The organism is Streptomyces sp. NPDC041135, assembly GCF_055592085.1.
Map to the genome: position 1 here is coordinate 590,901 of NZ_JBVIYZ010000002.1, position 26,736 is coordinate 617,636.

Sequence of the window (26,736 nt, forward strand, 5' to 3'; positions counted from 1 at the left end):
CGCTCACCCGGCCCGCTGACGACGCGAGCCCCCTTCTATCCCACCAAGGAGCACCCATGACCGTCCAGGACAGCCCGGCCGACCTCGGCACCTTCACCCGCGCCTGGCAGGAGTGGCACGACCGGCAGGAGGCACGGCTCGCCGACCCGCACGGGTTCCTGGCCATCACCGCCCTGCACTGGCTCGGCGCCGAGCCGCAGCGCTTCCCGGACGCCCCCGGCACCTGGACGACCGGCCCGGACGGGGTCGTCGTGGTCCTCGGCGGGGGCGAGGAACTGCTCGTCGACGGCGACCCCGTGCGCGGCGAGCACCGCTTCGGCGTGCTCCCGGAGCGCGGGGGAGTCGACGCCGTCTGGGGCGACGCCGTGATCGAGGTGGCCAAGCGGGGCGGGCACGACATCGTCCGGCCCCGCCACCCCGGCGCCCCCCTGCGCACCGCCTTCACCGGCACACCGGCCTACGAGCCGCACCCCCGCTGGACGGTGACCGGTCGCTACACCCCCTTCGACGAGCCGCGGCCGACGACGGTGGGCGCCGCCGTCGAGGGCCTGGAGCACGTGTACGACGCCCCCGGGCGGGTCGACTTCGAGCTGGACGGACGGGAGCTGTCCCTGACCGCGTTCCCCGGGCACGCCCCCGGCAGCCTGCTGGTGCTGTTCACCGACGCGACGTCCGGGGTCACCACCTACGCCGCCAACCGGTCGCTCGCACTGGACCCGCCCGCCGCGGACGGCACCGTCGTCCTGGACTTCAACCGGGCGGCGAACCTCCCCTGCGCCTACACCGACCTCGCCACCTGCCCGCTGCCGCCGGCGGAGAACCGGCTGCCCGTGGCCATCGAGGCCGGACAGAAGATCCCCCGGGAGCGGGGCGGCAACTGACCCCCGGCTCCCTCGCCCCGCCGTCGTACGGAACCCAGGCGCGCCCGCCCGAGTCGTTCCTGCCGTACCAGTAGTGCGGCATCCCCTTGACGCCGGTGGTGTGGAACGGGCGGCCGTGGTGGGAAGACCTTCTCCGAACCAAGCCTCAGTGGTTCCCGGCGATGCGGGCGGAGTATGGGTGGACCCCGGATCCGGCAGCGGGGCTGTGCGTGCCGGATCCGGGGTCGTCATGGTCCGCAGGGCGGGCTATTTCACGGCTCCTGCGGTGACTCCACGGGTGAGGGAGCGCTGGAAGGCGAGGAAGAAAACGATCATGGGGATGACGCCGAGGAGAGCGGCGGCGCTCAGGGCGGTGGGGTCGCTGGTGTACTGGCCCTGCATGACGGACAGGCCGAGGGGGACGGTCTGGTTGTCGTTGGAGATGAGCAGGACGAGGGGGTAGAGGAACTCGTTCCAGCTCCAGACGAAGAAGAACACGCACATCACCGACAGGGTGGGCCAGCTCATGGGCAGGATGATGCGCCACAGGATGGTCCAGCGGCCGGCGCCGTCGAGGGAGGCGGCTTCGATGAGTTCGCGGGGGAAGCTGCTGAACACCGAGGACAGCAGGTAGGTGCCGAACGCGCTGTAGGTGACGCCCACCAGGACGGTGTAACCGAGCTTCCCGTCGTACAGACCCATCTCCTTGAACAGGTAGTAGATGGGGTAGACCAGGCCTTCCTGCGGCAGGACGTTGACGCCGAGGAAGAAGACGAGGAAAGCGGTGCGCCAGCGGACGCGGCCGATGCCGATGGCGTAGGCGTTGAAGAGGGCGAGGACCACGGCGATGAGGACGACCCCGAGACTGATCTCGATGCTGTTGATCAGTTTCTGCGTGAAGTCGACGCGCTGCCAGACGTCGCCGATGATGTCCCAGTTCCAGTGCTCGGGCCACGACAGTGAGCCGTGGGAGCGGTAGTCGGCGCTGGTCTTGAAGGAGTTGAGCAGGATGATCGCGAACGGGGCGAGGAAGGCCAGCACGAAGACGGTGACCGCGGCCACGACGGCGTAGGAGCCGGCGCTGCCGCGCCTGCCGGCGGTCCGGCGCTTGCTGCGCCTGGGTGCGGCGTGGCCCGGGGATGCCGTCTTCTCGGTGCGGGGGAGGGTGGTGGTGTCGGTGGTCATGGTCATCCGTCCTCGCGGGCCTGGCGGGTGAGCATCGTCCCGGCGATGATCAGCACGAGCAGGGTGATGGTGCTGGAGATCGCGGACCCGTAGCCGACGTCGGCGCGCTCGAAGAAGTTCTGGTAGGCGAAGTAGGCGGGGACGAGGGTGGAGTTCCCGGGGCCGCCGCCGGTGAGGACGAAGATCTGGGCGAAGACCTTGAGGCCGGCGATGGTGGTGGTGACCAGGACGACGTAGACCTCGGGGCGCAGGATCGGCACGGTGATGCGGGTGAAGCGCTGCCACCAGGAGGCGCCGTCCAGGGAGGCGGCCTCGTAGAGTTCGGGGTCGATGCGCTGCAGCCCGGACAGGAAGAGCACCAGGGGATAGCCGAGTTGCATCCAGACCAGGACGCCGAGGACGACCCAGAGGGCGAGGTCGGGGTCGCCGAGCCAGTTCTCGGCCAGGGAACCGAGGCCGATCTTGTCCAGGAGGCTGTTGACGGCGCCTTCGGGGGCGAGGATCCACCCCCACATCAGACCGGTCACGGCGACGGGGATGACCTGGGGGAGGTAGAGACCGGAGCGGAAGACGCCGACGAGGCCGTCACCGTGCTTCTTGCCGATGTAGTCGAAGAGCAGGGCTGCCAGGAACAGGCCCAGCAGGGTCGGTACGACCGCGATACCGACGATGACGAAGGCGATGTTGCGGAAGGAGGCCCAGAAGTCGGCGTCCTGGAAGAGCCGGGTGTAGTTGTCCAGGCCGGTGAAGGTGGGATCGCCGATGCCCTGCCAGGCGGTGAGGCTGTAGTAGAAGGTCATCACCAGCGGGACGACGAGGAAGAGCAGGGCCAGCAGTAGGCCGGGGGCGAGGAAGACGGCGTACCCCGTGGACCGCGGGTGACGTGTGCTTTTCACTGTTGCTCCTAGAGGGGCGGGACGACGGCCCGGTGGGCCCGGGACGTCGTCCCCGGGGGGCGGGCTCAGTGCCGGGTCGCGGTGTACTTCTCGTAGGGCGCGGCGAGCTGGTCGAGGACGGCGTCGGGCTTGCCGCCGTTCATGAGGTTCTGGGTGGCGGCCAGCCAGGTGTCGAAGTAGCCGGCGACGGGCCAGTCGGGGTAGAAGGCGAGGCCGCCGCTTGCCTGGTCCTGGTCGAAGGCGTTGATGAGCTGCCGGGACTTGGGGTTGGTGACCTCGCCGGGCTTGGCGGCGAGGGGGACGTTGCCCTCTTCACCGATGAGCTTCTGGATCTTGGGTGACATGGTGATGTCGATGAAGTCCTCGGCGAGCTTCTTGCTCTTCGCCTTGGTGGGGATGACCCAGTTGTTGCCGCCGGCGCCGAGGGTCGTCCTGCTGCCCGGGTAGGGGGCGGTGGACCACCGGAAGTCCTTGATGTCGGTGGTCAGGCCGCCGAACCACCAGTTGCCGCCGACCATGATGGGCCGCTTCTGGGAGACGAACTGCTCGGTCATGTCGGTGCCCTTGAGGCCGACGTCCTTCTTGTCGAAGTAGCCCTTGTCGACCCACTCCTTGAACTTCTCGACCGCGTAGGTCATCTCGGGGCCGTGGAAGTCGACCTTGCCCTGGTAGCGCTGGTAGTCGTCGACCCACTTCTGGTCGGCCTGGGACAGGGCGAGCAGGTAGAGCCAGTGCATGGCGGGGTGGTCGTTGCCGGCGTTGGCGAGCGGGGTGACGCCGGCGGCCTTGAACTTGGCCAGCGCGGCTTCGAAGCTGTTGAAGTCGGTGGGCCTGGTGACGTGGTACTTCTTGAACAGGTCGTCGTTGTAGTAGGTGAGGACGAACTCGCCGTAGTTGGGCACGCCGTACCAGCTGTCGCCGCCCATCTCGCCGTTCTTGTCGTAGCGGGCGGTGACGGAGGCGCTGTCGCTGATCTTCTTGTCCCAGCCGTGGGCCTTGACGACCGAGGTGAGGTCGGTGAGCAGGCCCTGCTTGGCGAGCAGGCCGGTGGTGGCGTTGCCCTTGTTGTACTCCATGACGTCGGGCGCCCTGTCGGAGTTGAGGATCATGCCGGCGTTCTGCTGGATCTGGTCGAACGTCTTCTGCTCGAAGACGACCTTCACGTCCGGGTGGGTCTTCTTGAACTCCGTGATGGCCGCGGCCCACGCCTTGCCCAGAGCCCCGTCCTTGTCCTCGTAGTGCCACAGCCGCAGGGTCTTGCCGTCACCGGCCGCGGTGTCGGAGCCGCCGCAGGCGGTCAGCGGGGCCAGCAGGGCCAGCGCGGAGACGGCCAGCAGCAGTGGCTTCGTGCGCAGGGCCAGGCGGGTGCGTGGGTTGTTCATGGCTGTTTTCCTCGCGTTGCGTCGTTGCGTCGGGGCGGGGTTGCGTCAGGCGGTGGTGCGGCGGCGGTGGACGCGGGCTTCCCACGGCTGCAGGGTGTGCGGGCTCGTGAGAGGTGCGGTGGCCGGAACGTTCGCGATGAGCGTCTCGGCGCCTTCCCAGCCGTCGGGAAGACTGACGGTGAGGTCGTCGGCGCCGAAGTTGGCCAGGACGAGCAGTTCGGTGCCCGTAGCCGCGTCGTGGCGGGTGAAGGCGTAGAGCTGTTCGTGCTCCGGGTGGAGCATGTGGAAGTCGCCGTGGGTCAGGGCGGGCTCGGTGTGCCGCAGGGCGATCAGACGGCGGTAGTAGTGGAAGACGGAGTCGGGATCGGCGAGCTGCGCCTTGGCGTTGACCTCGGCGTGGTCGGGGTTGACCGCGATCCACGGGGTGCCGGCGGTGAAGCCGGCGTGGTCGGTGGCGTCCCACTGCATGGGGGTGCGGGCGTTGTCGCGGCTGCGGTGCCGCAGCCCGTCGAGCACCTGCTGTTCGTCGGCTCCCAGGGCGAGCTGGTCGCGGTGGTGGTTGAGGGACTCGATGTCACGGAAGTCGCCGATGGACGCGAACGGCGCGTTGGCCATGGCGAGTTCCTCGCCCTGGTAGACGTACGGGGTGCCGCGGTGCAGATGCAGGACGGTGGCCAGCAGTTTCGCCGAGCGGTACCGGTGGAGCGGCGAGTCGTCGCCGAAGCGGGAGACCACGCGCGGCTGGTCGTGGTTGTTCCAGTACAGGCTGTTCCAGCCGGTCTCGCCCAGGCCGGTCTGCCAGCGGCCGAGGCTGGCCTTGAGGTCGGTCAGTTTCAGGGGGCGGACGTCGAACTTGCCGCCGGGGCCCTGGTCGAGGCCTACGTGCTCGAACTGGAAGACCATGTCGAGTTCGCGGCGGGCGGGGTCGGTGAAGAGCTTGGCCTGCGCGACGGTGACGCCGGGCATCTCTCCGACGGTGAGCAGGCGGCGCGGGTAGTCGGCGAGGACCTCGCGGTGCATCTCAGCGAGGTAGTCGTGAATGCGGGGCCCGCACACGTAGTACGGGGAGCCGTCACCGTGGCGGGCGCCTTCGGCGACGATGCCGTCGGGCAGCGCCGGGTCCTTGGAGATCAGATTGATGACGTCCATGCGGAAGCCGTCGACCCCACGCTTGAGCCACCAGCGCATCATCGCGTACACGGCCTGGCGGACTGCGGGGTTGTCCCAGTTCAGGTCGGGCTGCTTGCGGGAGAACAGGTGCAGGTAGTACTCGCCGCCGGCGGTGTCGTAGGTCCAGGCCGGCCCGGAGAAGAACGAGCCCCAGTTGTTGGGCTCGGCACCTGGTGTGCCCGGCTGCATGCCCTCGCGGGCGGGCCGCCAGATGTACCAGTCTCGCTTCGGGCCGTCCGGGCCGCCGTCGCGGGAGGCGGTGAACCAGGGGTGTTCGTCGCTGGTGTGGTTGACGACCAGGTCCATGACGAGCTTCATGCCGCGTTCGTGCACGGAGGCCAGGAGCCGGTCGAAGTCGGCGAGGGCGCCGAAGAGGGGGTCGATGTCCTGGTAGTCGCTGATGTCGTAGCCGTTGTCGTCGTGCGGGGAGGGGTAGACCGGGGAGAGCCACAGCACGTCGACGCCGAGTTCGGAGAGGTAGTCGAGGCGTTGGGTGATGCCCTGCAGGTCGCCTATGCCGTCAGCGTCGGAGTCGGCGAAGCTGCGCGGGTAGATCTGGTAGACCACCGCGTTGCTCCACCAGGCGTCGGCAGGGCCGGGCGCGTTTTCGGGCACGTCAAATCCTCATCGTTGATGCCGGGTACTTGCCGGGACGGTGTGTCGGGGTGGCCGGGAGCGGGGTGGCCGGCTGCCTGGGGGATCGGGTGGGTCAGGAGATTGCGGCGCCGACGGCCTCGCGGATGACGAGGCAGGCGGCGCCCCGGGCCCACAGGTCGTGGGTGACGGGGTCGACGTGGATGTCGCAGTCGCGGGCGGCGGTGGAGAAGGCGTGGGCGTCAAGGGCCCGGTTCAGGGCCGGACCGAACAGGTCGTGGGCGACGGCGCCTTCCCCGGCGAGGATGATCTTCTGCAGGTTGAGCAGGTTGCACATGCCGGCCAGTCCGCGGCCCAGTGCGGTGCCCGCCTCGGCGAAGGCGGAGCGGGCGACGATCTGCGCCGAGCCGCTTCCCGAGCGGGCGATGTCCATGGCCTCGGCGATGGTGGCGCAGGGAACCCCGGCGTCCTGAAGGTGGCGCAGCACGGCCCGGTCACCGGCGAGGGCTTCCAGGCAGCCACGGCGGCCGCAACTGCACATCGGGCCGGCGGGGTCCAGGGGCAGGTGGCCGAGTTCTCCGGCCAGGCCGGTCGCGCCGGAGAAGAGGGCGCCGTCCAGGAGGAGGCCGCAGCCGATGCCGGGTCCGACGGTGACGACGGCGAAGGAGTCGACGTCCCGGCCCTGCCCGAACCAGCGCTCCGCCACGACGAGGGTGTTGACGTCGTTGTTGACCACCACCGGCAGCCCGGTGGCCGCGCGTAGCGGACCGGCCACGTCCACCTTGTTCCAGTCCAGCAGTGCCGAGTAGCGGCACACGCCGGCGGCGGAGTCGACGTGACCGCTGACGCCGACGCCGACGCCGAGCACCCTGTCCGCCGCCTCGGGCGTCTGCGCCAGCAGGCGTCCGGTCAGGGCTGCGGCAGTGGACAGGGCCGTCTCGGGGGTGCGGTCGGCGATGGGTTCTTCCAGGCGGGCGAGAACGTTGGCGGCCATGTCGGTGACGACGCCCGACACCTGCGCGGGGCCGATCTTGATGCCGACCACGGTGTGCTTGTCAGGGTTGACGTGCAGCATCTTCTGCGGACGGCCCCTCCCGTTCGGGGCGGCGTCGCTCTCGTGCAGGTAGCCGTGCTCGAGCAGCGGGGGAAGCATGCGGGTGACGCTGGAGGGCACCAGGCCCAGGCGCTGGGCGAGCTGGGTACGCGACAGCGGACCGGAGGTCAGCACGGTGGCGAAGATCTCCGCGCGGGACTGTTCGCTGACGAGATCCGAGAACCGGACCGGTGAGGGGCTCATTCCTGGTGTCTCCAGACGTGGGTGACGGCGTGTCAGCCGATGTCGACGTAGTCAGCGCTATCGAACCGCTGTCGCCGGCGGTACGCATCAAGGTGAGGAGGTTCTCGCCCCGGTCGAGGCGGATGCGGCCGCTGAGCGTCGTCCACCGCTGCGCGGTGGGCCGGCAGGCGAGGGCTCGCGGGGGTGTGACGACCGTGCGGTCGGGCCGCTCGTCGGCCTTCCACTCGTCCTTCGGGATCGCGGCGTTGTGGGGGGAAGCGCCATCCGTAGGTGTTCCAGTGCAGCGGGCCGGCCCCGGAGCGGGTGCACACACCGTTGCGGCCCGCTATCGGCAGCAGCGACCGGCCACGGGGGGCCGCGTCGGCGCCGGCGGCCGCACCTTCCCGCGCGGAGGCGTAGGGAGCGGCCGTCACGGTGGCCAGGCCCGCTCCGGCGATGGCGCCGGAGAGGAGGGTCCGTCTGGAGAGCGCCATGCGTGTCCCCCGGAGTGTTCGGCAGGGCCGGTGCGGCTCGACCGGTTGCCTGCGGATGACGGGAGTGTGTCCCCCAAGGTTTTCATGCGTCAAGGAAGAAAAAGACGCGTTACCGAACCGTGACTGCCGCCCCGAACCCGATTTCATGGCTCTCACGAGCGTGTACGTGATCCGCCGAGGATGTCGAGGCAACGAATCTCGCTGATTTCGTTGACACGGCGAAGAAATAGCGGGACGTTAACCGGCGACCGCACCGCGTACGCAGCGGCGAGGTCGACCCCTTCCGTGCCAGGGGCGCAGTGTGTGCGACACCCGCATGCACGCATGCCGCCCCGGCCCTGCTCAGCGGCTGCCGCCGAGACCCGCGGCTCGCTGCCGGTGCACCTACCCTCACGGCTCACCCCGGACGGTCCGCTCACACGGACCGCCCGGCGGCTGGGGTGCGCGCGGACGCCGCCCTTCCCCCAAGCGAGGAGATATGACAGGAGCACGACACCACAGAGTCCGGCGTACAGCCCTGGCCGTCGGCCTGGTGCTGGCCGCTTCCGGGCTGGCCTTCGTGCCGGCCTCCCCGGCATCCGCCGCCACCGTCAGCGACGCCTGGACCGACGCGTCCCGCTACGCACCCGGCCAGGAAGCCACGGTGACCGCGCAGGTCGACGGCAGTGGCCCGGTGACCTTCACTCTGACCCACCTCGGAGACGTGGTGAAGAGCGGCACCGTGCAGGCGGACGGCAGCGGACGCGCCGTGTGGAAGGTGACGCCGCCGTCCACGGACTTCCAGGGCTACCTGGTCGAGATCGAGGCCGGTTCCAGCAAGACCCAGACCGCGATCGACGTCTCCTCCACCTGGACCCGCTTCCCCAGGTTCGGGTTCCTGGCCTACTACGGCACGAACATCTCCGCCGACGACGCCAAGGGCGACATCGCGGAGCTCTCCCAGCGCTACCACATCAACGCGCTGCAGTACTACGACTGGCTGTGGAAGCACGAGAAGCCCGTCAAGCACGACGGATCCGGCGTCGCCGGCACCTGGACCGCGTGGAACGGCGACACCCTCAGTTCCACCACCATTCGCAACTACATCGACGCCGAGCACAGCCGCGGCATGGCCGCCATGCCGTACCAGATGTCGTACGCGGCCCTGAACACCTACGACACCTCCCAGGTCAACCCGGACTGGCGGCTGTTCAACAGCCCCGGCGGCACGGACGAGTGGTACTACCCGATGCTGCCCAACCAGATCCTGCACCTGATGAACCCCGAGAATCCCGACTGGCAGAACTACATCGTCGGCCAGTACCAGGACTCGGTGAACTCCATGGGCTTCGACGGCGCCCACCTGGACCAGATCGGCTACTGGTCGGAGAAGTACGACAAGGCCGGCAACAAGGTCAACCGTCCCAACGGCTTCGCCCAGCTGACCAACAAGACCAAGCAGGCCCTGCCCGCGGGCCGCAACGCGGTCGGCTTCAACGCCGTCGACGGCTATGGCGACGCCGAACTGGCCAAGTCGAGCGCCGACTACCTCTACACCGAGCTGTGGTCGAACTACGAGACCAACGCCTCGGTCAAGGAGTACCTGGAGCGTCAGCGCCAGGCGTCCGGCGGCAAGCCGCACATCACCCCCGCCTACATGAACCGCCCCAACACCCCCGACTCCAGCACGCCGAACAACAACTCCGTGTTCGACACCACCTCGGTGCAGCTGGCCAACGCCATGTTCGCCGCCAACGGCGCCGACCACCTGGAACTCGGCCCCAACGACCACATGCTCAACACCGAGTACTTCCTCAACAGGGACAAGAGCATGTCCGCCGAGCTCAAGGCCTGGGAGAAGACGTACTACGACGTCATCACCGGCTACGAGAACCTTTTCTACGGCCCCGACCTGCACACCGCGTCCAACAAGACCGTCGTCGACGGAGTGAACACCTCCACCGACGGCGCCGGCAACACCGTGTGGACCAACGCCATGCGTAACGGCGACACCGACGTCCTGCACCTGATCAACCTGCTCGGCAACGACGGCAAGTGGCGCGACGCCGGCACCGCCACCCCGCCCGTCAAGACCAACGTCCCCGTGAAGTACTACCTGCGCGACGGCCAGCAGGCCCCGGCGGCCCTGCGCATCGGCAGCCCCGACCGCAACGGCGGCCACTCGGCCAACCTGCCCTTCACCACCGGCAGCGACTCCTCCGGCGCCTACCTCAAGTTCACCGTCCCCGAACTGAAGAACTGGGACTTCGTCTACTTCGACCGCACCGCCAACACCGACGACCCCGGCGACGGCGGCACCGACCCGGGCAACGGATCCGGAACCGGCAAGCAGCTCGTCAACGCGGGCGGCAAGTGCGCCGAGGCCAAGGACGGCGCCGGCGCCAACGGCACCCCCGCCCAGCTCGCCACCTGCACCGGCACCGACCGGCAGAAGTGGACCCTGAACGGCACCGAGCTGCGCGTCCTGGGCAAGTGCCTGGACGTCGAGGGCGGCAACACCGCCAACGGCACCAAGGCCCACCTGTGGGACTGCGGCGGCTACGACAGCCAGAAGTGGGCCTTCCAGTCCAACGGCACCCTGAAGAACCTCAAGTCCGGGCGCTGCCTCGACATCGAGTACCAGAGCACGGCGGACGGAGCACGACTCCACCTGTGGGACTGCGGCAGCTGGAACAGTCAGAAGTGGTCCCTGGCCGGCTGAACCAGCCGCCCCGCACAACCAGCTGGGCCGTCCGCCGCCCGCCTCGTGCGGTGCCCGCGCAACCCTACGGGCCCTGATCCCGTACACCCCGATCGGCCGGCATCCCCGCTTGAGGGTGCGGGGATGCCGGTCCCCTCAGGAGCCCGCGCCCGCGGCGCTCGTACCAGTGCCGTCGCAGCAGGACGCTCACTCACTTCACGGAAGGACACCTGCGGTGAATCTCGAAGCGATCAGCGCTCCCGTCGCCCTCGCGCTCTACCGGATCGTGGTGGGCTTCCTGTTCGCCTGCCACGGCGCAGCCACCCTGTTCGACGTCCTGGGCGGCCCCCACGGGCCGGCACCTGACGTGGGCCAGTGGCCGGGATGGTGGGCCGCCGCAATCCAGCTGGCCGGAGGGCTCCTGGTCGCGCTCGGCGTCGGCACCCGCCCGGCAGCGGTCATCTGCTCCGGCTCCATGGCCTACGCCTACTTCGTCGAGCACCAGCCCCACGCCCTGTTCCCCATCGAGAACGGCGGCGAGCCCGCCGCTCTCTTCTGCTGGGCCTTCCTGCTCATCGCCGCCTCCGGCCCCGGCACCTGGACGGCGCACGCGCTCATCCGTCCCACGACAGCGGCCGCCCCGAGGCAGGAGCAGGTGAGCCGGCCCGAAAGCTGATCCGAACAGCACCCTCCCCAGCACACGCAAGGCTCTGACCGGCCGGCGTCGCCGACCGGTGTCCTTTCGGAAACCACGGAGGAAGACCAACCATGAACCGCGCACCCGCAACAGCGTCCCGCCGCCGCACCGCGCTGGCTGCCGCCGCACTGGCCACCACCCTGCTGGGCCTGATGGCCCAGGCGCCGACCGCCTCCGCCCATGGCACGGTCATCGCCCCGCAGACGCGCAACTACGGCTGCCTGCAGCGCTGGGGCTACAACGAGCCCAACGAGGCCCAGGACCCCATGTGCTACCGCACCTACCACGAGAACCCCAACGCGATCACCGCCTGGAAGGCCGTCTACGCCAACAACACCGGCGACAACTACAAGCAGGTCATCCCCAACGGCCAGATCTGCAGCGCCGGGGGCCAGGGCGAGACGAACTACGCACCGCTGGACCGCCCCGGACCGTGGATCACCAGCAGCATCGGCGCCGACTTCACCGTCGACCTCTACGACGAGGCCCGGCACGGCGCGGACTGGCTGGAGGTGTACGTCACCAAGCAGGGCTTCAACCCCGAGTACCAGCTCATCAACTGGGACGACCTGGAGCTGGTGAAGAAGACCGGCCGCTACCCCTACCAGGCGCACTACGTCACCGACGTCGCCACCTCCGGCTACAGCGGACGCCACGTCGTGGTCACCGTGTGGAAGGCCTCGCACATGGACCAGAAGTACTTCCTGTGCAGCGACGTCACCTTCGACTGACCCAGCCGACCCGCACCCCGTGACACCCGCACACCGGCCCCGCGAGCACATCCGGCAAGCGCCCTCGCGGGGCCGGTTCCCCGTCCCTCACGCGCAGCCACCGCTGCGCCGGTACTGGTCTGGAGGCGCCGGATGACCCACCGAGGCACCCTGCCCGCACGCGCCCGTCACCCACGCCCGCACCGTCAGGACCCCTCCGCGCCACCCCCGCACCGCCACCGGTACTCAGCCGCGCTGCACCGGTCAGCCGAGCGCTACCGGCCCGCCAGCCTCATCCTCCTGCGCGTCAGCGTGGGCATCGTCTACTGCTGGTTCGGCGTCCTCAAACTCTTCCCCGCCACCAGCCCCGCCGAGCACATCGCCGTCCAGACCATGACCAAGCTGACCGGCGGCTCGCTTCCCGCCCCTGTCTCCCTGCCGTTACTGGGTACCGCCGAGACGCTGATCGGCCTCGCCCTGGTCACCGGCGTCCTCTTACGCCACGCCCTCGCCGCCTTCTACGTCCACATGAGCGGCGTGTTCTCCTCCCTGATCCTGCTCCCGGACGCCATGTGGCACCACGGCGTCCCCACCCTCGACGGCCAGTACGTCCTGAAGAACCTCGTCCTGATCGCCGCCTGCCTCGCCGTCACAGCCGACGACCTCACCCGCTGACCGGCGCACGGCCGCGCACCTTCGGGCCACTCCCACCGCACACCCCAGGAGACCAGCCCCGTGGGCAGCACCATCACCCTGAACCGACTCAGCAAGACCTACCCCGGTGGCCACAAAGCCGTCCACGACGTGTCCCTGCACCTCCACCCCGGAGAATTCCTGGTCCTCCTGGGACCTTCGGGATGCGGAAAATCCACCCTGCTCCGCATGGTCGCCGGCCTCGAGGACATCACCAGCGGCGACCTGTTCCTCGACCGGCAACCCGCCAACGACCTGCCCGCCAGCGAACGCAACGTGGCCATGGTCTTCCAGAACTTCGCCCTCTATCCCACCATGACCGCCGCCGACAACATCGGCTTCCCCCTCACCGCGCGCGGAGAGGGGGACCAAGAAATCGCCCGGGCCGTCGACAGCGTCGCCGAGCGGCTCGGCATCCGCTCCCTGCTGCAGCGGACCCCCGCCCAGCTCTCCGGAGGAGAACGCCAGCGCGTCGCCATGGGGCGCGCCGTCATCCGTCACCCCTCGATCTTCCTCATGGACGAACCACTCGCCAGCCTCGACGCACGCCTGCGCGTCCGGCTGCGCACCGAAATCCTGTCCGTCGTACGCCGCGCACAAGCCACCACCATCTACGTCACCCACGACCAGACCGAAGCCATGGCCCTGGGCGACCGCGTCGCCGTCCTGCGCAACGGAACCCTCCAACAAGTCGGCACCCCCGCCGACCTCTACAGCCTGCCCGACAACGCCTTCGTCGCCTCCTTCCTCGGCACCCCCCAGATCAACCTGCTGCACGGCACCCTCTACGCCCCGGTCAACAGCGACATGACCATCAGCCTCGGCCCCCAGGAGCTCCCCCTGCCCCAGGAACTGGCCCACGACATGCTGCGCCTACTGCAAGGCCAGCCACTCCTCATCGGCCTGCGCCCCGAAGCGCTGCGCAGAGAAGGAGAACCCGCCCCGCACGAACGCCGGCTGCACGCCATGGTCACCCACGTCGAGCACCAAGGCCACGAAACCCTCCTGCACGTCACCACCGGCTCACGACGCGCGGACGTGCCCCACCCCACTCCCACCGACGACCGGCCCCAGCCCCAGAAGAACCCCCTGCCCCAAATCCTGCATCACCTCGCCGCACACCTGCGCGGAGCTCTCCAGCCGCGCCCACCCGCACCACCGCGGCCCGCACCGCCCCTGCCGGACGACTACGGAGTCGGCGAACTCGTCCTTCGTGCACAGCAGGACCCGCACTGCCGACCTGGCGACCGCTTCACGCTCCTCGTCGACATGCGAGCCCTGATGCTCTTCGACGCCCACGGAGACCGCGTCTTTCCCCGCCCCTTGCACCGCCCCGAACTCTGACCAGCACGAGCGCCCGCTGACGGCGCCGCCTGTGCCTCAGGCCGGCGCCGGTTGCGGTTCCGGTTGCCGCGCCGGGACGGCCGCCGGGTCCCACGGCCCGGTCGTGCGGACGTAGCAGACGATCACCGAGGTCATCGCCAGGATCAGAAGCGGCCCGAACAGCCACGGCTGTTCGGCCATCCGCATCGGCAGATAGCGGTACGACAGCAGGAGCGCGACGAAGACCGTCACGCCGTAGGCGACCAGTCGAGCCCCTTGCCGGTTCCAGCCGCGATCGTGCGCACGCAGCGCCCCCTCGACGGTGAGAGCGAACACCACACCGGCGACGAGGTCCGCTCCGTAGTGGTAGCCGAAGCCCAACGTCGCGCTGAGCGTGGCGACGAGCCAGAAGGTTCCCGCGTAGCGCAGAGCGCGTGGGCCCTGGCGGGTGTGGATGAAGATCGCGGTGGCCCACGCCGTGTGCAGGCTCGGCATGCAGTTGCGGGGGGTGATCTCGTCGTACAGCATCGGCCGCGGGGGGTGCAGCGGCGGCGGAGTGTGGGGCCACAGGTCGGCCACGGCCCAGTGCAGGCCGCCGGTACCCGAGGCGCCGGGGCCGTAGGCGAAGACCGGTCCGACCATCGGGAACAGCATGTAGACGCCGGGTCCGAGGAGGCCGATCAGCAGGAAGGTGCGCACCAGGTGATGGTTCGGGAAGCGCCGTTCGACCGCCACGTTGCGCAGCTGGTACAGCGCGACGGCGACCGCCGCCACCGCGAGTTGCGCGTACACCAGGTGCAGCACGTGAGCGCTGAACGGCCCCATGGCGTCCAGCATCCGGCCCGCCAGCCAGGACGGGTTGCCCAGCGCGTGATCGGCGGTCGCCACGTACTGGTCGAGCACGGCAGGGCGGGTCTTCGACGTGATGAGCAGCCACGTGTCGCCCGTCTTGCGGCCCGCCACCAGCAGCAGGCCGAGTCCGACGCCCTTGAGCAGCAGGTCGCGTTCGGCACCGGTGCGACGGGTGACGGCGATGACCGCGGTCCCCAGCATCACCCACAGCGCGCCGTTGCCGAAGAGGTGGCCGTCGGCCGTCTTCGCGCCGACCGCCCAGCGCACCAGCACGAAGAAGAGGTCGATGCCTATGGCGGCACCGGCCGCGACGAATCGCTCCCGCCAGGTGAGCACCACCATCATCAGCGCCATGCCGCCGTAGAGCGGTCCCGGTTTCGGGGCCACCACCAGCTCCGTCACCTGGCTGGTCAGCGGTCCCGGCACGCCGCAGTACCGGCGTGCGGCGACCTCCAGGGCGATGAGGAAGCCGAGGATCACCGCGGCCGCTGCCGCCCACAGCAGCGTTCGCCGTTGACGCCAGGCGGCCGAGGTGCTTCTTCCGTTTGTTCGCGGAAACTCCCGCGCCGCTCTAGGTATCAATCGTCTGACCGATGTGTGCGATAGGGGCAATTGGGCGAAAGCGACAAAAGCTTCAGGATGATTTCATGCACATGCTATCCCAGCGCTGTGGGTGATTTCGATGGTGCCTGCCCCGTTCCTGCCGCGTGCCTGCCGCGTCCCTTCTGTCCTTCTATGTCGTCACGGGCTGCAGCCGCAGCCGTTGGGCAGGCCAGGGCGGGGCCTCGGCCGGGCCGAACCAGACCCGGACGTCCAGCCCGGTGCGGACGGGAAGCAGGGGATAGTCGTTCTCGGCGTGCTCGGTGCGGTGCAGGGCATGGCGCGGGCCGAGGTGGCCGGTGGCGTAGGCGTCGAAGGCAGCCGGGTCCGGCGGCCGGCAGATCGTCACGGCCACCTCGGGGGTGCCCGGCTCCTGAGTGAAGCCCGGTCCCCGCAGCAGCAGGACGTCGTCGCTGTCGAGCATCGTCGCGTTGGCCACGTCACGGTGCTCGCGCCAGACCGCGCCGGTGTAGAACGCCTCCAGGGCGTGCCGGCGGCGGGTCATGTCGGGGAACGCGCGTATCCAGACGAAGCGGTCCGGGTCGTCGAGGTCGCGGAACCGGCCGCCGACCGTGATCCCGGCCGCCTGCTGGCCGGACACGAACTCGCGCTCGAACAGCTCGATCAGCGTCTCCCGGGTGCCGGGACGCAGGGTGTACTGGCGCAGCTCGACGATGCTCATGCGGTGACCGCCGGGATCGCCGCCCTGCGGGTGAGGCCCGTGATCCGGTCGCGCGTCCAGCTCCGGCCGCGGTGGCCGGGGAAGTCGAATTCGTCCATGCGCCGCAGGCTAGGAGCCCTCCACTGACATCCGCTGTCAGTGGATACTGAGCCGCATGCGTGCGAGCCGGCTGGTCACCCTGCTTCTGCTGCTCCAGAACCGGGGCCGCATGACCGCCCGGCAACTCGCCGAGGAACTAGAGGTCTCCGTCCGTACCGTCTACCGGGACGTCGAGGCGCTCGGCGCCGCCGGCATCCCGCTGTACGGCGACGCCGGCCACGCGGGCGGCTACCGGCTGGTCGACGGCTACCGCACCCGGCTCACCGGACTGACCGCCGACGAGGCGCAGGCCGCCTTCCTCGCCGCGCTCCCCGACGCCGCCGCCGAACTCGGCCTCGGCGAGGCGCTGGCCACCGCCCAGCTGAAGCTGCGCGCCGCCCTTCCCGCGGAGCTGCGCGAGCACGCCGGGCGCGTCCAGGAGCGCTTCCTGCTCGACGCCCCCGGCTGGTACGGCGACGCCGACCGCACGCCCCACCTGGCCGCGGTCGCCGACGCGGTGTGGGCACGGCGGGCGGTGGTGCTGCGCTACCGGCGCTGGCGGGCGCCGGAGGAGATCGAGCGGCAGGTGGAGCCGTACGGACTCGTCCTGAAGGCCGGCCGCTGGTACCTGGTGGCGAGCGGGCCGTACGGACTGCGCACCTACCGGGTCGACCAGATCATGGCACTTCGGCGCCTGGAAACGGAATATACCGTTCCGGATGGGTTCGACCTGGCCGCGTACTGGAACGGCTACCTGGCGGACTTCCGGGCCCGGCTGCACACCGGGGAGGCCCTGGTGCGGCTCACCCCGGAGGGCGCCCGTCGCATCGGCGTCACACCCGAGTCGGACGGCTGGACGGAGACGCGGGTGCCCATCGAATCCATCGACCACGCCCACGGAGCGTTCCTCCGGCTCGGCGCCGACGTCGAGGTCCTGGCACCGGCCGAACTGCGCGACCGCATCGCGGAGACCGTACGGACCCTGGCGGCGCGTTACGGGAGGTAGTCGGTGACCAGGGCGGCGAACTCCTCCGGCGTGACCAGGCGGATGCCGAGACCCTCGGCCTTGGCGCGCTTGGAGCCGGCGCCCTCTCCGGCGACGAGGAGGCTGGTCTTCTTGGAGACGCTGGAGGAGGAGCGGCCACCGGCTCGTTCGACCAGTTCGTTCATCTGGTTGCGGCTGAGCTTCTCCAGGGGGCCGGTCATCGCGCCGGTGACGACCACGGTCATCCCGGCCAGCGGCCCGTCCTCCGTACGCTCGGCATCGCCATGGTCACCGGTGCCGTCGGTGCCGTCGGTGTCACCGGTGTCCTCGGCGACGGGGGCGGGCGGGGTGGCGCCGGGTTCGGTCATGTTCACCCCGGCGGCGGCGAGCGCGTCGATGAGCGGGCCGAGTTCGGCCAGTTCGGCGACGATCGAGGGGGCCTTCTCGGTGCCGATGCCGTCCACCCGCCGCATCGCTTCCGCGTCCGCGGCGCGGACGGCGTCCATGGTGGCGAAGTACCGGGCGATACGGCGGGACATGGAGCGGCCGGTGCCGCGGACCCCGAGCGCGCACAGCACCCGCGACAGCGGCTGGTCCTTGGCCGCGGCGATGGCGGCGAGGAGGTTGTCGGTGCTGGTGGCGCCCATCCGCTCCAGGCCCAGCAGTTGCTCACGGGTCAGCGCGAACAGACCGGCGAGGTCGGTGACGAGACCGGCGTCGACGAGCTGGACGACACGGGTGTGACCCAGGCCCTCGATGTCGAGCTGGTCGCGGCCGGCCGCGTAGGACAGGGCGGCCACCAGGTGGCAGTCGCGTCCGTTCTCGCAGCGCCAGCGCTGCTCACCGGTGTCGATGCCCGACCCGCACCGCGGGCACGCCTCGGGGAAGGGGATCGGCTGTTCGTCGCCGGTGCGCAGGTGGACGACGGGCGCCTCGATGCGGGGGATGACGTCGCCGGCCCGGTGCACCATGACGTGGTCGTTCAGGCGCAGGTCGCGGCGGGTGATGTCGGCCGGGTTGTGCAGGGTGGCGTAGGTGATGGTGGCGCCGTCGATCTCGACCGGTTCCAGCACGGCGCGCGGGGCGATGATGCCGGTGCGGCCGACGTTCCACTCCACCGACAGCAGCCGGGTGATCTTCTCGACGGCCGGCAGCTTGTAGGCGATCGCCCAGCGCGGGGCGCGTGAACCCGATCCCGCCGTCCGCTGGTCGGCGGCCAGGTCGGCCTTGACGACGATCCCGTCGATGCCGAACGGCAGCTCGGCACGGAGAGCGGCGATCTCCCGCACCCGGGCCAGCACCTGCTCGACGCTCCCGGCGGTGATGCCGGGCACGGCGGTGCCGGCCGTGGTGTTGATCCCGTACGTGGCGGCCAGCGCCATCAGCTCGCTGTGCGCGAGGTCGCCCAGCTCCGCGGCGAGTCCCGCCCCGGTGTCGGGCAGGGGCAGCAGGCCGTAGCCGAAGAACGTCATCGGCACGGTGTAGGCGCGCTCCCTGGCACGCAGGGTGCCCGCCGACGCGCCGCGCGGATTGGCGAAGGGCTGCCCGCCGTGCGCGGTGCGCACCTCGTTGGCGTGCTCGAACTGGGCGGTCGTCATGAGGATCTCACCCCGGACCTCCACGGTGACCGGCTCGGCGAGTTCGTCCGGCAGGCCCTCGATCGTGCCGATGGCGTGCGAGACGTCCTCCCCGGCCGTCCCGTCCCCGCGCGTGATCAGCTGTCTCAGGTGGCCGCCGGTGTAACGGGCGGCGACCGCGAGACCGTCCAGCTTCGGTTCGACGCTGAACCGCTCCACCTCGTGTCCGATGCGCCGGGCCAGGGAAGCGGTCCAGGCGGTGAACTCCTCCGGCGAGAACACGTTGTCCAGACTCAGCATCGCCACCGTGTGCGGGACGTCGCCCTGCACGGCGCCGCCCGCGACCTTCCCCGTCGGGGAGTCGGGCAGCACCTGATCAGGATGTTCCGCCTCCCAGGCGGTGATGCCGCGCACCAGCCGGTCGTAGGCGTCGTCGTCCAGGACGGACCTCCCGCCGGTGTAGTAGGCGGCCGACGCCTTCACCGCGTCCTCGACCGCCTGGGCGTACGCGGCGGCATCCGTGATCACAGCTGCGGGTGTAGTCATGCCGGTCATCCTGCCTGCCACCACTGACAACGCCCGGTGCGGCGAGCGACGGGCGACCGGCTGTCGCGGCTGGTCAGCGCGGTGCCCGGAAGCCGCCGATCCGCTGCTCGAGCAGTTCGGCCAGCCGCAGCGGGGTGCGGTCCTCGAACATCGGACCGATGAGCTGCACTCCCACCGGCAGACCCTCGGGCGACCGGCCCGCCGGTACGGCGGTGGCCGGCAGGCCGGGCATGGTGGCCACACCGGCCCAGACGAGCTGGTCCAGGTACGGGTACTCGACGCCGTCGATGTCGAGCCGGCGTGCCAGCGGGTCGGAGTGGTGGTCGTGCGGGAACGCGGGAGTGGGCGTGACCGGACACACCACTACGTCGAACTCGGCGAACAGCTGCCGCCAGCCGTGGCGGTGCAGCTCGCGAAGGCTGTTCGCCCCGAGCCAGTCGCGATGGCTGCACACCATGCCGCGCAGCCGCGCCGCACCGAGGCTCCGGTCGTCCGCGCTCAGCCCGGCGGCGAGGGTCCGCAGCTGCTCGTACGCCTCGGCGGGGAAGACCGCGCTGGAACTGGCGAACATCAACCGCGTGTAGAGCAGCGCCGCTTCGGCCGGATCGGGCAGCAGGGGACTGTGCCGCTCGACGCGGGCCCCGGCGTCGATGAGCGCGTCGGCCACCCGGTGCACACCCGCCCGCACGGCAGACCCGGTGGGGATCAGCGGATGCTCGTCGAGGACGAGGACCCGGAAGTCGGCGAGCCGCTCGTGGCGTGCGGGCGGCAGCGTCACGTCGTGCGCCACGCCGAGCGTCAGCGGGTCCGGTCCGGCCATGACGTCGAGCAGGAGGCTCAGGTCGCGTGCCGTGCGCGCCATCGGGCCGACGACAGCGAGGTCCGACTCGGTCGGCCAGGCCGGCGCGGGCGGCGGGACCATGCCGCGGGCCGCCGCCAGACCGAGCGTCGGCTTGTGCGCGTAGACCCCGCAGAAGTGCGCGGGCGTGCGCAACGAACCGCCGATGTCGGAGCCGATGGACAGGGCGCCGAACCCGCACGCCAGGGCCGCCGCCGACCCGCCCGAGGAACCGCCCGGCGTGCGGCCGTGATCCCACGGGTTGTTCGTGGTGCCGTAGATCTCGTTGTAGCTCTGCACATCTTGCAGCCGCAGCGGCACATTGGTCTTGCCGAGCACCACCGCGCCCGCGTCCTTGAGCCGCGACACCTGCACCGCGTCCTCGGCCGGCAGATGATCCCGGTGCTCCGGCATGCCCCAAGTCGTCGGCAGCCCCGCGATGTTGTACGACTCCTTGACCGTCACCGGCACCCCGAGCAGCGGCCGGTCCACACCGCGGGCCCGCGCCCGGTCGGCCCCGCGCGCCGCGGCCCGCGCACGCTCGAAGTCCGGCACACAGATCGCGTTGATCACCTTGTCGTCCCGCTCGATACGGGCGATCACCTCGTCGGTCAGTTCCAGCGAGGTCACCTCACCGGCATGCAACGCGGCGACGAGGTCCTCGGCTGACTGCAATGTGAAGTCCATGGCGCCGACCGTAGCGACGTATGGAAGAAGCCACGAAATGCCGTTTCCCGCAACGAGGTTGCCGCCTCGGATCCCATGACTTCCGGACAGGAACCAGGTCCGCGATCAGTCGAAGTGGATCTCGGGGCGGCCCGGTGTCAGGCCGGACGAATCTGTCTCGCAAGATCGGCAGCGCTGGATGGGCACGTACGAGGACGGCTCTCACGCCGTGATCACATCAGCCACAGCAAGATCATTACAGGGATCGACGGCATGGCACGATGACCGCCATGTCAGGTCAGCTCTGGGTGTCACTCATATCGCTGGGCGGCGTCGTCCTCGGCGGTTCTCTGTCCTACCTGGTCCAGCACAGGACGCAACTCTCGGCGGAACGCGCTGAACAGCGACGGCAGCAGATCGCCTTGTCGGAGACCCGGCGCGGGGAACGGCTGGCGTTGCTGGAGCGGTTCATCGAGGTGGGCGCCGAGGCCGAACGCTCAGCCTTCAGCCGACCGTCCGCGTGGGAAGACACCGACGCCTGGTTCCTCACGACCCGGGACGTCATGAACAGGCTGTGGGTCGCGGAGCGGCTCATCCGCATCCAGTTCCCCCTGCCCGTGCACGATGCGGCACGCGCCTATTTCCTCGACCTCAACCGGACGGTGTGGGAAGGCTTGCCCGACGGCGAGAGCGTGCGGGACTACCTGGAGGACAACCGGCTGGCGTTTCTGGACGCGGCCCGCGCAGTCATGGGGTAGCGCACCGACCCCGGCGTCGGACCAGGCCGGGTTTCCCTGGCCCAGCCTCGCTCCTACCGCAGCCGGGCTGGACGGCTACCGCTGGAGATGACCGGCCAAGTCGTCAGGTCGCTCACCCCTCGCGATGGATGGCACAAGCCAGACCGGTACCCCTGGGCAGCTGGGCGCCGCCGCGCTGGGCCCGGGCCCAGGTGTAGGTGGGATCCAGGTCGAGCGCGGCGGTGAGGTCGGCGACGGCTCGGTCGTAGCGGCCCGCTTCCCGGTGAGCTTCACCGCGCTGGGCGAAGGCCCACGCGTAGGCCGGGTCGAGGTCGAGCGCGGCGGTGAAGTCGGTGACGGCGTCGTCGTAGCGGCCCGCTTCGTCGTACGCGGCGCCACGCCGGGCGAGGGCCCAGGCGTCCTCGGGGCAGAGGGTGAGCGCGGTGTTCAGGTCGCTGAGTGCTTGATCGGTGTGCCCCAGGAACCGGTGGACGTTGCCGCGGAACGCCCAGGCCCGCCCGTTGCGCGGATCGCGGGCGATGGCCCGGTCCAGTTCGGTGAGGGCCTCTTCGTCGCGGTCGAGGAGGGCGAGCTGATGCCCCCGGTAGCCGAGCGCCCATGCCTGCACCGGTGCGCTGAGACGGCCGTGGGTCAGGAGGACGGCGAGCGCGGCGAGCGCGGGCTGATCACCGGCGACGGCTTCCCGGAGGCGCTGGGCCATGGTCCGCAGGACGGGGTCGCCGGTGTCGTCGGCCGCCTGCCCGAAGCTGTCGACCCACTGGTGCAGGACCGCAGGGGTCTGCCCGGCCGCGTGCACGGCCTGCTCCAGCGCCACGGGCAGCTCGGCGGAGGCGTGTGCGCACAGGCGGTGGTACGTCTCGGCCAGCCGGTGCCGGCGCCACCGTGCTTCGCTCCACCGCTTCGTCTCGGGCAGACCGGCCTCCACGCCGGTGCGCCAGGCGGCGTGCGCGTCGGCGAGCCGGAGGTGTGCCGCCGTCCAGCGCCGCGGGGAGTGGGCGCGCTGCTGGCGCACCATGCTGGCCCGCACGACCGCGTGATACTGCTTGAAGTCACCGTGACCGCTGACGAAGGGCTGCCTGCACAGCCACCCCCACAGCCCCTCCCCGCTCTCCGGTGCGGCGGCGAAGACGTCCTCGTCCACCACGGCCGTCACCGCGTCCGCCCGGCGCGCGGCCTCCTGCCACTGCCGCAGCAGCGTGGACTTGCCCACCCCGCCGACGCCGCGTACGTGGAACAGGAAGTCCGCCGGGTCCGTCTCGGACTGCGGGTCCTTCGCCAGGTTCTCGGCGAACCACGACAACTGGGCCCGGCGGCCGAAGAACTGCGCCTGCGCCGGCTGCCGGATCAGCTCACCGCGTGACCGGCTCCGACGTCCTGCCCCCGTCATCTCCCCGTCCCCTGCTCGACCTGCCGGACCCGGTCCCGCCACCAACGTGCTGCCTCAGTCACGTCGAGGCAGCACGCGTGGGGCGGGGCCGCCCGCCGTCCTGGTTCACTCTCGCGGTCGGGCGGGCCCGGACACAAGCCGGGCCCTGCAAGGGCCGTCGTAGGGCCGACGGCCGGTCAGTGGGCCGCAGGGGCCTTCGGCAGAGGCGGGCCGAGGCGGTGGACGGTGGTGATGGTGTCGGTGTGCGTGCGGTTGCCGTTGGCGTCGATGCCGAAGTGGCCGCTCGCGCCGGTGACGGCGTCGTTGCGCAGGGCGTACAGCTCGTTCCTGACGGCGTAGCGGTTGGGCAGGCTCGACGAACCGCTGCTGTGGGCGGCGGCGTTGTGCAGGGCGGTCGCGGCGGTCAGAACGGCGTCGTGGGCGACGATGGCCCAATAACTGCTGGTCAGGTGTTCTTTGGGAAACTCCTGGTCGTGGTGGGGGCTGGTGAACGCCTTGGCGAAGGCGTCGTAGAGGCCGCGGTCGGGGTTGCCGGGGCTGCGCAACTGCGTGTCGTCGGGGAAGGACGCGTACAGCACGGTGATCGGCGCGTCGGGGTCGTGCAGCGCCTCGGTCTTGGGATCGAGGGCGGCCGCGTCGGAACCGGTGATGACGGTGATGGGCTGGGCGTGACAGCTGCGCCTGGCCAGGGTGGTGAGGAAGTCCGGCAGGAACCGCACACGGGCGGCGTAGTAGACGGTGTCGATGGTCTTGCCCGTGTTGCAGAAGTTCTGGCTGATGGTGGGCAGGACGGCGTCCGGCCCGCCGCGGGGATCGAACGCGAAGTCGGACATGCGGTCGAGGTGCCTGCGGAGCCCCGGGATCCTGCGGAAGCCGCGGTGCAGGGACTCGGTGTAGAGGTCCCGCGTGCCGTTGGGTGTCACGGAGGTGCTGACCAGGGCCGCCGTCCTGCGTCCGGAACCGAGTTCCTTGTCGATGGCGGTGAGCTGGTTGGCGTTCGAGAGGGCGACGCGGGCCAGTCCGTTGATCGGCCCCTTGCCGTCCACGGCTCCCGTGGCATCGAAACCGTCCGCCGTGATCAGGTCTCCGACCATGGGCAGATCGGACCGGCTCAGCTTCCGGGCCGCCTCCAGGGTCTCCTGCTGGCTCAGCCCCAGCCCGGCCACCGCCACCAGGTGCTCCGCGTCCTTGCGGGCCACGAGCTGGTCGACAGCACGCTCCCAGGCCTTCTCGCTGCTCCCCATGGATGCCACGAGCAGCCGGATCTTGGGCCTGCTGTTCTTCTTGTTCTCCTCCTCCACCGCGGTGTAGGCGCCCTCCAGTTCGGCGACGTACTGGCCGACGGTCAGGGCGTTGGCGTCCGTCGACGTCAGCGGAGTCAGGAACGCGAACGTCACGTAGTCACCGCCCGCGGTCACGTCCTCGTTCTCCGCTCCTATGGCGGCCATGACCGGCTGCAGATCGCTGCCGAAGACGGATGAGCCGTCGGTGCCGTCGGTGACCCCCGTGCACTCCCCGTCCTTGCCTGTCACCAGGTTCCGCTGGGTGGTGCCGCAGTGGCGATGGCTGACCCCGTCCGTGTAGGACTGCCAGGCCCAGGACCCACCGACGACGACCGCGAGCACGGTGCCGACCGCCGCAGCCGCGCGCAGCCGCCCGCGGCCACCGCCCGGAAGCCGCGTCCAGCGCCGGCCGGGCCCTCCCGGCCGTACGCCCTGCTCGTCCGTGGCCGGGTACTGGTCGTTCGTTGTCGGGGGTCGGTCGGTGACCGCGTCGTTCCGGTCGTCCGCGGCAGCGTCCGCGCCTTGTGGCGTGTTCGTCGGCGTCGTAGGGACGGCGACGGTCGCGGGTTGCGGCGTCGTCGGCGTCGTCTGCGGCGTCGGCGCGGTGGGAGCCGGGATGACCGGCGCCGGTGGTGTCGTCCTGATGAGTGTGGGGTTGTCCGGCATGTCTTCGTCCGCGGGGGCCGTGCGGTTGAGGTCTTCCCAGCAGTTCAGCCAGATGTGCTGATCGCCGTCGCTCACCCGGCAGGCGCGCAGAAAGCTGACCACGAAGATCCGGGACGGCAGCCTGTCTCTGTTCAGGGTCGTCGACACCGTGCTCGAATGCAGCCTCTTGGGACCGCCTTCACTCGCCTTCTCCAGGGCGCTGAGGCTGATGCCGCGGCTCTCGCGCAGCCGGGTCAGCGCGTCCCGGAACTCGGCCTGACTGCGCACATGCCGCGGGTCGGGCCACATCCTCCGCCCGCCCTGCGTGCTGTGCGGGCCGTCGAGATGCGTCATCGCACGCCTCCGGGAGAACCGGCGAGCGGACGCGGCGCGCTCGGCCACGGGCCGAGCGGCGTGAGGCTGCTGCCGCGCAGCCCGCGACACGCGGCTGCCACCTGCCGGCGGCACCGTGATCGAGCAATACGGTCGGACACAGTCGTTCCCCTCCCTGGGCGCGGCGAAGATCGCCGTACGGCTCCGCATACGGTTACCGGCCGTGATGCGGTCGTCACCCAGTTTGTGCCTCCGTCGAGGCGAGGGAACACCCTTCGGCCCAATTGAAAACAGCCCGAACATTCGCCGCTCAAGAGTGGCCTTCCGTCCGTTCTTTTCCGTTCGGAGAGCAGTGGCATGCGGAAGCGTCCCGCTGGCGTGTCCACCGGCGTCCTCCCTGCTGACCTCGCACTTTCCCGTTCGGGACGATTCGGGACGCGTCCCGAACACGTACCGCAGGCGTTCGGGACGCGCACCGCAGCGTTCCGAAGGCGTTCCGAAGGCGGAGGATCTTGCACAGTGGCCCGGAGGGTGGTGAGCTGAACAAGCGGAACCCCCGCCTCGAAATCGCCGTCCCCTCCCCTTCCTGGGCGCGGCGACGCGGCGGCGGGGGAGAAGAGGGGGCTCCTGTTACCGGCTGGAGCCCCCTCATCGCGTCCGCCCCCGGACGGCAGTGCCGGCCCGGTAGGGTCCTGCCATGTCCCCAACAGCCAAGACGGGTTCCTCCCGGTCTCCCGTCACCGCGGACGACCTCCACCTGGCGGTACACCTGGCCGTGGCCGCTCTGTGCGAGGTGCCGGCGGCCGCGTGGGACGGGAAGGCCGGTTCGCTGGAGTGGGACTGCTGGGAAACCGTCGAGCACCTCAGCGACGACCTCTTCGCCTACGCCGCGCAACTCGGCCCCGAGAGCCCGCCCTTGGACGGTGAGGTGCCCTTCGTGTGGGAGAGCCGGCGCCCCGGAGGCCCGGCGAACGTGATCCACGCGGACCGCACGGCGGGACCCCGCGGTCTGTTGCGGGTCCTGGAGGCGAGCGGCGCGCTGCTGGTCGCCATGGTCCGCACGACGCCTCCGCGGACCCGCGCGCACCACGTCTTCGGCGTCTCGGACCCTGAGGGTTTCGCCGCGATGGGGATCGTGGAGACCCTGGTGCACACCTACGACCTGGCTCAGGGGCTCGGCCTCCCGTGGAACCCGCCCGCCGACCTCTGCTCCCGGGTGCTCGCCCGGCTGTTCCCGGACGCACCGTCGTCCACGGAGCCCTGGCCCACCCTGCTGTGGGCCACCGGACGGGCCGGACTGCCCGGGCGTCCCCGCCTGACCACATGGCGATGGGACGGCACCCCCCGGGCATAGGCTCCTGTCCCTGTCCCTGTCCCTGTCCCTGTCCCTGTCCCTGTCCCTGTGCCTGTGCCTGTCCCTGTCCCTGCATGGCACGGCCCGGCTGCGGGCGGGGGGTGTGTCGGGAAATGGGTCGCATTCGGGGCCGGCCCGGAGAGGGCCCAGTGGCGTGATGCCCCGGAGAGTAGGACCCCCCCGGGCACCGCT

The 26,736-nt window shown here is 70.4% G+C and carries 20 protein-coding genes; 9 read left to right on the top strand and 11 right to left on the bottom strand.

Annotation, left to right across the window (positions count from 1 at the left end):
- The first annotated feature begins 56 nt into the window (after positions 1 to 56).
- The gene (locus tag ACZ6CZ_RS06890; protein WP_469015813.1) at positions 57 to 881 is read left to right on the top strand and encodes a DUF1684 domain-containing protein; all 825 of its coding nucleotides are present in this window, start codon (positions 57 to 59) and stop codon (positions 879 to 881) included.
- Between the two features lie 246 nt (positions 882 to 1,127).
- Here the strand turns inward: ACZ6CZ_RS06890 and ACZ6CZ_RS06895 are convergent, their stop codons facing one another.
- The 5 genes from ACZ6CZ_RS06895 to ACZ6CZ_RS06915 form a co-directional block, all read right to left on the bottom strand.
- The gene (locus ACZ6CZ_RS06895; RefSeq protein WP_469015815.1) at positions 1,128 to 2,045 is read right to left on the bottom strand and encodes a carbohydrate ABC transporter permease; all 918 of its coding nucleotides are present in this window, start codon (positions 2,043 to 2,045) and stop codon (positions 1,128 to 1,130) included.
- A gap of 2 nt (positions 2,046 to 2,047) precedes the next feature.
- The gene (locus ACZ6CZ_RS06900) at positions 2,048 to 2,941 is read right to left on the bottom strand and encodes a carbohydrate ABC transporter permease (RefSeq protein WP_469015817.1); all 894 of its coding nucleotides are present in this window, start codon (positions 2,939 to 2,941) and stop codon (positions 2,048 to 2,050) included.
- Between the two features lie 65 nt (positions 2,942 to 3,006).
- Positions 3,007 to 4,323, bottom strand: coding sequence for an ABC transporter substrate-binding protein (locus ACZ6CZ_RS06905; RefSeq protein ID WP_469015820.1), 1,317 nt, complete (start codon positions 4,321 to 4,323; stop codon positions 3,007 to 3,009).
- Between the two features lie 45 nt (positions 4,324 to 4,368).
- Complete coding sequence (locus tag ACZ6CZ_RS06910; protein ID WP_469015822.1) at positions 4,369 to 6,108, bottom strand: alpha-glucosidase; 1,740 nt, start codon at positions 6,106 to 6,108, stop codon at positions 4,369 to 4,371.
- A gap of 94 nt (positions 6,109 to 6,202) precedes the next feature.
- On the bottom strand, positions 6,203 to 7,384 hold the full coding sequence (locus tag ACZ6CZ_RS06915; protein ID WP_469015825.1) for an ROK family protein: 1,182 nt from the start codon (positions 7,382 to 7,384) through the stop codon (positions 6,203 to 6,205).
- 951 nt (positions 7,385 to 8,335) lie between these two features.
- Here ACZ6CZ_RS06915 and ACZ6CZ_RS06920 point away from each other — a divergent pair.
- From ACZ6CZ_RS06920 to ACZ6CZ_RS06940, 5 genes are all read left to right on the top strand, one after another.
- Complete coding sequence (locus ACZ6CZ_RS06920) at positions 8,336 to 10,558, top strand: glycoside hydrolase family 66 protein (RefSeq protein WP_469015827.1); 2,223 nt, start codon at positions 8,336 to 8,338, stop codon at positions 10,556 to 10,558.
- Positions 10,559 to 10,772: 214 nt separating this feature from the next.
- On the top strand, positions 10,773 to 11,213 hold the full coding sequence (locus ACZ6CZ_RS06925) for a DoxX family protein (RefSeq protein WP_469015830.1): 441 nt from the start codon (positions 10,773 to 10,775) through the stop codon (positions 11,211 to 11,213).
- Positions 11,214 to 11,305: 92 nt separating this feature from the next.
- Positions 11,306 to 11,965 carry a lytic polysaccharide monooxygenase gene (locus ACZ6CZ_RS06930; protein ID WP_469015833.1) on the top strand — a complete coding sequence of 220 codons (660 nt, stop codon included), beginning with the start codon at positions 11,306 to 11,308 and terminating at the stop codon, positions 11,963 to 11,965.
- Positions 11,966 to 12,097: 132 nt separating this feature from the next.
- Positions 12,098 to 12,619 (top strand): DoxX family membrane protein, encoded by a 522-nt coding sequence (locus ACZ6CZ_RS06935; protein WP_469015835.1) that lies wholly within the window; start codon positions 12,098 to 12,100, stop codon positions 12,617 to 12,619.
- Positions 12,620 to 12,679: 60 nt separating this feature from the next.
- The gene (locus tag ACZ6CZ_RS06940) at positions 12,680 to 13,981 is read left to right on the top strand and encodes an ABC transporter ATP-binding protein (protein ID WP_469015837.1); all 1,302 of its coding nucleotides are present in this window, start codon (positions 12,680 to 12,682) and stop codon (positions 13,979 to 13,981) included.
- A 36-nt stretch (positions 13,982 to 14,017) separates the two neighbouring features.
- Here ACZ6CZ_RS06940 and ACZ6CZ_RS06945 read toward each other — a convergent pair whose 3' ends face one another.
- Together ACZ6CZ_RS06945 and ACZ6CZ_RS06950 are read right to left on the bottom strand one after the other, a co-directional pair.
- A complete protein-coding gene (locus tag ACZ6CZ_RS06945) occupies positions 14,018 to 15,316 on the bottom strand; it encodes a phosphatase PAP2 family protein (RefSeq protein WP_469016583.1) in 1,299 nt (432 codons plus the stop codon).
- Positions 15,317 to 15,545: 229 nt separating this feature from the next.
- A complete protein-coding gene (locus ACZ6CZ_RS06950; RefSeq protein ID WP_469015840.1) occupies positions 15,546 to 16,094 on the bottom strand; it encodes an NIPSNAP family protein in 549 nt (182 codons plus the stop codon).
- Between the two features lie 154 nt (positions 16,095 to 16,248).
- Here ACZ6CZ_RS06950 and ACZ6CZ_RS06955 point away from each other — a divergent pair, with 154 nt between their 5' ends.
- Positions 16,249 to 17,178 carry a helix-turn-helix transcriptional regulator gene (locus ACZ6CZ_RS06955; RefSeq protein WP_469015841.1) on the top strand — a complete coding sequence of 310 codons (930 nt, stop codon included), beginning with the start codon at positions 16,249 to 16,251 and terminating at the stop codon, positions 17,176 to 17,178.
- Here the strand turns inward: ACZ6CZ_RS06955 and ligA are convergent.
- On the bottom strand, positions 17,166 to 19,280 hold the full coding sequence (gene ligA, locus ACZ6CZ_RS06960) for an NAD-dependent DNA ligase LigA (protein ID WP_469015843.1): 2,115 nt from the start codon (positions 19,278 to 19,280) through the stop codon (positions 17,166 to 17,168). The two genes, ACZ6CZ_RS06955 and ligA, sit on opposite strands and share 13 nt — an antisense overlap.
- Before the next feature lie 73 nt (positions 19,281 to 19,353).
- Positions 19,354 to 20,805 (bottom strand): amidase, encoded by a 1,452-nt coding sequence (locus ACZ6CZ_RS06965; protein ID WP_469015846.1) that lies wholly within the window; start codon positions 20,803 to 20,805, stop codon positions 19,354 to 19,356.
- Positions 20,806 to 21,065: 260 nt separating this feature from the next.
- Between ACZ6CZ_RS06965 and ACZ6CZ_RS06970 the strand changes: the two genes are divergently transcribed.
- The gene (locus tag ACZ6CZ_RS06970) at positions 21,066 to 21,542 is read left to right on the top strand and encodes a hypothetical protein (protein ID WP_469015848.1); all 477 of its coding nucleotides are present in this window, start codon (positions 21,066 to 21,068) and stop codon (positions 21,540 to 21,542) included.
- A gap of 112 nt (positions 21,543 to 21,654) precedes the next feature.
- Here the strand turns inward: ACZ6CZ_RS06970 and ACZ6CZ_RS06975 are convergent, their stop codons facing one another.
- Both ACZ6CZ_RS06975 and ACZ6CZ_RS06980 read right to left on the bottom strand, forming a co-directional pair.
- On the bottom strand, positions 21,655 to 22,929 hold the full coding sequence (locus ACZ6CZ_RS06975; RefSeq protein WP_469015850.1) for a tetratricopeptide repeat protein: 1,275 nt from the start codon (positions 22,927 to 22,929) through the stop codon (positions 21,655 to 21,657).
- A 176-nt stretch (positions 22,930 to 23,105) separates the two neighbouring features.
- Positions 23,106 to 25,211, bottom strand: a complete 2,106-nt coding sequence (locus ACZ6CZ_RS06980; protein ID WP_469015853.1) for a hypothetical protein — start codon at positions 25,209 to 25,211, stop codon at positions 23,106 to 23,108.
- Between the two features lie 676 nt (positions 25,212 to 25,887).
- Between ACZ6CZ_RS06980 and ACZ6CZ_RS06985 the strand changes: the two genes are divergently transcribed.
- Positions 25,888 to 26,544, top strand: a complete 657-nt coding sequence (locus ACZ6CZ_RS06985; RefSeq protein ID WP_469015855.1) for a maleylpyruvate isomerase mycothiol-dependent enzyme family protein — start codon at positions 25,888 to 25,890, stop codon at positions 26,542 to 26,544.
- The last annotated feature ends 192 nt before the right edge of the window (positions 26,545 to 26,736 follow it).

Coding starts and splice junctions, on each gene's coding strand:
- ACZ6CZ_RS06890 (WP_469015813.1), top strand. CDS start 57: ATGACCGTCCAGGACAGCCCGGCCGACCTCGGCACCTTCACCCGCGCC.
- ACZ6CZ_RS06895 (WP_469015815.1), bottom strand. CDS start 2,045: ATGACCACCGACACCACCACCCTCCCCCGCACCGAGAAGACGGCATCC.
- ACZ6CZ_RS06905 (WP_469015820.1), bottom strand. CDS start 4,323: ATGAACAACCCACGCACCCGCCTGGCCCTGCGCACGAAGCCACTGCTG.
- ACZ6CZ_RS06915 (WP_469015825.1), bottom strand. CDS start 7,384: ATGAGCCCCTCACCGGTCCGGTTCTCGGATCTCGTCAGCGAACAGTCC.
- ACZ6CZ_RS06920 (WP_469015827.1), top strand. CDS start 8,336: ATGACAGGAGCACGACACCACAGAGTCCGGCGTACAGCCCTGGCCGTC.
- ACZ6CZ_RS06930 (WP_469015833.1), top strand. CDS start 11,306: ATGAACCGCGCACCCGCAACAGCGTCCCGCCGCCGCACCGCGCTGGCT.
- ACZ6CZ_RS06935 (WP_469015835.1), top strand. CDS start 12,098: ATGACCCACCGAGGCACCCTGCCCGCACGCGCCCGTCACCCACGCCCG.
- ACZ6CZ_RS06950 (WP_469015840.1), bottom strand. CDS start 16,094: ATGAGCATCGTCGAGCTGCGCCAGTACACCCTGCGTCCCGGCACCCGG.
- ACZ6CZ_RS06955 (WP_469015841.1), top strand. CDS start 16,249: ATGCGTGCGAGCCGGCTGGTCACCCTGCTTCTGCTGCTCCAGAACCGG.
- ligA (WP_469015843.1), bottom strand. CDS start 19,280: ATGACTACACCCGCAGCTGTGATCACGGATGCCGCCGCGTACGCCCAG.
- ACZ6CZ_RS06965 (WP_469015846.1), bottom strand. CDS start 20,805: ATGGACTTCACATTGCAGTCAGCCGAGGACCTCGTCGCCGCGTTGCAT.
- ACZ6CZ_RS06970 (WP_469015848.1), top strand. CDS start 21,066: ATGACCGCCATGTCAGGTCAGCTCTGGGTGTCACTCATATCGCTGGGC.
- ACZ6CZ_RS06975 (WP_469015850.1), bottom strand. CDS start 22,929: ATGACGGGGGCAGGACGTCGGAGCCGGTCACGCGGTGAGCTGATCCGG.
- ACZ6CZ_RS06980 (WP_469015853.1), bottom strand. CDS start 25,211: ATGACGCATCTCGACGGCCCGCACAGCACGCAGGGCGGGCGGAGGATG.
- ACZ6CZ_RS06985 (WP_469015855.1), top strand. CDS start 25,888: ATGTCCCCAACAGCCAAGACGGGTTCCTCCCGGTCTCCCGTCACCGCG.